Annotated in this window: 4 protein-coding genes; all 4 read right to left on the bottom strand. The window is 73.3% G+C overall.

All coding sequences use genetic code 11. From position 1 onward, the window contains the following. The coding region (locus ND748_RS29340; protein WP_251749440.1) for a glycosyltransferase at positions 1-1,418 on the bottom strand (1,418 nt) is incomplete at its 3' end. Beyond that, a complete protein-coding gene (locus ND748_RS29335) occupies positions 1,415-2,347 on the bottom strand; it encodes an alpha/beta fold hydrolase (protein WP_251749438.1) in 933 nt (310 codons plus the stop codon). The genes ND748_RS29335 and ND748_RS29340, both read right to left, overlap by 4 nt. Before the next feature lie 2 nt (positions 2,348-2,349). Continuing rightward, a complete protein-coding gene (locus ND748_RS29330) occupies positions 2,350-2,658 on the bottom strand; it encodes an acyl carrier protein (RefSeq protein WP_251749437.1) in 309 nt (102 codons plus the stop codon). Next, positions 2,645-2,873: hypothetical protein (locus ND748_RS29325; protein ID WP_251749436.1), on the bottom strand; the 229-nt coding region annotated here is incomplete at its 5' end. The genes ND748_RS29330 and ND748_RS29325, both read right to left, overlap by 14 nt.

The following is a 2,873-nucleotide window of genomic DNA, read 5'->3' as shown; positions in this document are numbered from 1 at the left end:
GCGCCGACGCGGGCCGCGGCGGACCGGTAGCGGGGGTCGTCGAGGACCTCGCGGACGGCCGACGCCACGATCGCCGGCGTGGCCCGGGCGAAGCGCAGCCGGATCCCCGCACCCGCGTCCACCACCTGCTGGGCGATGACCGGCTGGTCGTCGCGGATCGGCGCGACGACCAGCGGCACGCCGTGCCCGAGCGCCTCGCAGACCGTGTTGTGCCCGGCGTGGCAGACGACCGCCGCCGCCCGCGGAAGCAGGTCGACCAGCGGCAGGAACCGCGCGGCGATGCCGCCGTCCGGCATGGCGGCCGGGTCGACGGCGCCCAGCGGGTCGGCGATGACGGCCTGCACGCCGTCGCCGAGCGTGCGCAGCGCCGCCGCGCACGTCCGCAGAAACTCCCCGCTCACCTGGCCGTTGACGGTCCCGAGGCTGGTCACCACAAGCCGGCGTCCCGGATCGAGCCGCCCCCACGGGAACGCCTCGCTCGCCGCCGCGCTGTCCGGTTTCGCGTCGCCCGGTTTCGCGTTGCCCGGTTTCGTGCTGTCCGGTTTCGTGCTGTCCGGTTTCGCGTCGCCCGGTCTTGCGTTGCTCGCTTTCGGGCGGTCCGCTTGCGGGCCGTCCTGTTGAGGACCATCCAGGTCGCCCCCGACGGGGTCGGCTCGCGGTGGCAGTGACGGGCCGACCCAGGCGGTCGGCGGGCCGTCCGGGCCGATCAGCGAGTCGCCGCCGGGCGGCCCGGCGAGCGCCTGCGTGGTGAACGCCAGGACGAGATGGGGGGACAGCCGCAGCGTGCGCGGCGTGGGCGGCCCGCTGACCGTCGCCGGCCCGGGCCGGGTCGGTCCGCCCGTGCGAGCTGTGCCCGCGGTGATGGCGGTGCGGGCCGTGTTGGTCGTGCCTGCGATGCCTGCGATGCCTGCGGTGGCGGTGGTGCCTGTGGTGGTGGTGGTGCGGGCGATCAGGCCGTCGAGCAGGTCGTCGAACCACCGCTGGACCTTCGGGGTGGCGGCGAAGGTGTCCCGCAGCGGGCCCGACGTCGTCGCCGAGGTCGCCCACGGCCGGCCGAGGCGCGCCGCCGCGAGCGGCCCGGCCAACGCCTGCATGTCGCAGACCAGCACATCGGCGCCCGACCGGACGGCCGCCTCGACCACCGCCGGATACGTCACCTCGGCCAGTGGGACGAGGAACTCCTCCCACAGGAAGCGGACCCCGGCGTAGCCGCGCAGCTCGGCCCCGCGCACGTCGACGTCGACCGGCCCCGCCAGGCAGGGATGGATCTCAGCGTCCGGTCCGGCCAGCCGCCGCACGATCGACTCCTCGCCCGACCAGACCACCCGGTGGCCGCGGTCGTGCAGTCGGTCGGCCACGGCTACCAGCGGGGTGATGTGCCCGGCCAGCGGCGGCACCACGAACAGGAAGGTGCTCACGCCCCCTCGCCGGAGCCGACGCCCACCGCCTGGTGCCGGCGTACCCAGTCGATCGTCAGGTCGCGGACCCGCCGGTGCGACTCGACGAGCACCGAGTGGTCCTGATCCGGAACTATCACCGTGTGACAATCGGGTAGAACACTCTGTAACAGGTAGGGGTTTTCCGCCTGGAAGCCGTCGCTGCCCAGGATGCTCAGCACCGGGTGGTGGATGCGGGCCAGGTCCTCCAGGTCGAGCAGCGGGCCCTGCGGGATCTCGTCGGCCATCGACGTCTCCTGTAGGCGCCGATAAGCCAGCCGGGACAGCCGGACGTAGTGGGAGCCGAAGGTCTTCTGCAGCCAGGCATAGGTGTCCTCGCGGCCGAGGTCGCGACGGGTGTTCGCCAGCATCAGCCCCACCCGGTCGGCCCACGGCGGCGTCGGCGGTTCGGCCTCGATCGTGACCATGCTCGCTACCCGATCCGGGTGGGCGGCCGCGAAGGCGTAGGCGATCGTGCCGCCGAAGCTGTTGCCCACCAGGTGCACCGTTTCGTCGATGCCCAGGGCGGCCAGCAGCCCGGCGAGGTCGGCGACGAAGTCACCGACGGTGTAACCCTGGGCGGGCCGGCCGCTGTTGCCGTGCCCGCGCAGGTCGTAGAACACCGTGTCGATGCCGGCGGCGGCCAGCGGGGCGGCCATCGTCAGGTAGAAGCTGGCCAGGCTGTCGGTACCCAGGCCGTGCACGCAGACCAGCGTCGGTGCCGGGCCCGCGCGACGGGCCGTGCCGCTGCCGTCATCGCCGGGGTCGTCGCCGGTGCCGTTGCCCGTGTCGTCGCTGGTGTCGTCGGCGACGACGGCGACGGGCGGTACGAGCTTGCCCCGCATGGGGAGGTGCTTGCCCCGCTCGTGGAGGTAGTGGAGGTCGTTGCCGTTGACGTCGATGATCGGCACGGTCAGTCCACGCCCGCCGGGGCGCCCAGCCGGGACCGGACGAACGCCACGATGTCGCCCACCGTGAGCGCGATGACCTCGGGGAGGTCCTTCTCGGCGAGGAACTCGGCGAGGCTGACGTTCTCGCCGTACCGTTCGGCGAGCATGCCGCCGAGCGTGACCAGGTCGATGCTTTCCATCTCCAGGTCGTCGTGGAAGGCCGTGGTCATCTCGACGCGCACGTCGCCCAGGCCGTACTTCTCCAGAATGCGGGCGATCATCGTGCCGATCTCGGCGAGCAGCGTGTCGGACAGCTCGTCATCGTGGGTCATGGGACTCCTCTCGACTGGTGGTGCCTGTCGTCCAGGCGACCACGTACCGGTGCCGCGTCGCCGCGGCGGCGTGCTCCTGTTGCGCGGTGGGCGCGTCGATCTCGGCGTAGCTCACGGCGTAGCGCTGCGACGCCGGGCCAGACCCGCCGGGCCAGCCCGCCGGGTCGGCGCCGACCGCGACGATCAGCGTGCCGTCCGGGCCCGCGGCCACGACT

It is taken from the genome of Frankia sp. AiPs1, assembly GCF_023716945.1.
Classification (GTDB): Bacteria; Actinomycetota; Actinomycetes; order Frankiales; family Frankiaceae; genus Frankia.
This window is presented reverse-complemented; position numbering and strand designations above follow the sequence as displayed.